Here is a 1,240-nt window from a genome sequence, read left to right on the forward strand (position 1 = left end):
TATCGGTGATGCGCAAGTGGTGAAGGTGGCCAGCCGCCAAGATTTGCGGGAAAAGCTGGCGGGGCGAGCCAGTGGCGGGGTATTCCTCACCACCATTCATAAGTTTACCGAAGATATCCAACTGCTTTCTGAGCGCAGCAACATCATCTGTATTTCTGATGAAGCGCACCGCAGCCAAGTGAACCTTGATCAGAAAGTGAGTTTTGACCTCAACGCCAATAAGTACAAAAAAACCTACGGCTTTGCCAAATACTTGCACGACTCACTGCCCAACGCCACCTATGTGGGTTTCACCGGCACCCCGATTGATGCCACGCTGGATGTGTTCGGCCCTGCTATTGATAGCTACACCATGACCGAATCGGTCAATGATGGAATAACCGTGCGCATTGTCTATGAAGGGCGTGCCGCCAAAGTGGTGCTGGATAACAGCAAGCTCGAAGAGATAGAGCGTTACTACCAAGAGTGTGAAGCGCAAGGGGCCAGTGAGTACCAGATAGAAGAGAGCAAAAAGGCCACGGCCAGTATGCACTCTATTTTGGGTGATCCTGATCGGCTGGCTGCTTTGGCCAGTGACTTTGTTGCTCACTACGAAGAGCGCGTGCGCGAAGGCTCGACCGTGAAAGGTAAAGCCATGTTTGTGTGCGCCAATCGGGAAATTGCCTATGACTTCTACCAATGCGTGAAGGCGTTACGCCCAGCGTGGTTTGAAGAGAAACAAGCCATGGAAGGGGTTGAGCTTACCGCCAAAGACCAAGAAGAGCTGCTCGCCTTGCCGATGATCAATATGGTGATGACTCGTGGCAAAGATGACGATGAGCAGATGTATCAGCTGCTGGGCAACAAAGAGTACCGCAAAGAGCTGGATAAGCAGTTCAAGAACCCAAAATCTAACTTCAAAATCGCCATTGTGGTGGATATGTGGCTCACCGGCTTTGACGTGCCAGAGCTCGATACCATCTACATCGATAAACCCCTGCAAAAGCATAACCTGATCCAGACCATCTCACGGGTTAACCGTAAGTTTGAAGGTAAAGAGAAAGGGCTGGTGGTGGATTACATCGGTATTAAATCGCGCATGAACATGGCGCTGGCGATGTACTCGAAGGCGGATGAATCCAACATTGAAGATATTGGACAATCTCTGATCGAAGTGCGTAATCACCTCGACCTGTTAGCCACGTTATTTCATACCTTTGATAGCCGTGATTACTTTAACGGTGAACCGACACAGCAATTG

Annotated in this window: 1 protein-coding gene; it reads left to right on the forward strand. The window is 50.0% G+C overall.

Annotated features, from left to right (window positions below; translation table 11 throughout):
* The coding region (locus tag ACRC27_RS05790) for a type I restriction enzyme subunit R domain-containing protein (RefSeq protein ID WP_438639406.1) at window positions 1-1,240 on the forward strand (1,240 nt) is incomplete at both ends.

Source organism: Plesiomonas sp. (genome assembly GCF_051650925.1).
In the GTDB taxonomy this organism is placed as follows: Bacteria; Pseudomonadota; Gammaproteobacteria; order Enterobacterales; family CAMTGL01; genus Plesiomonas.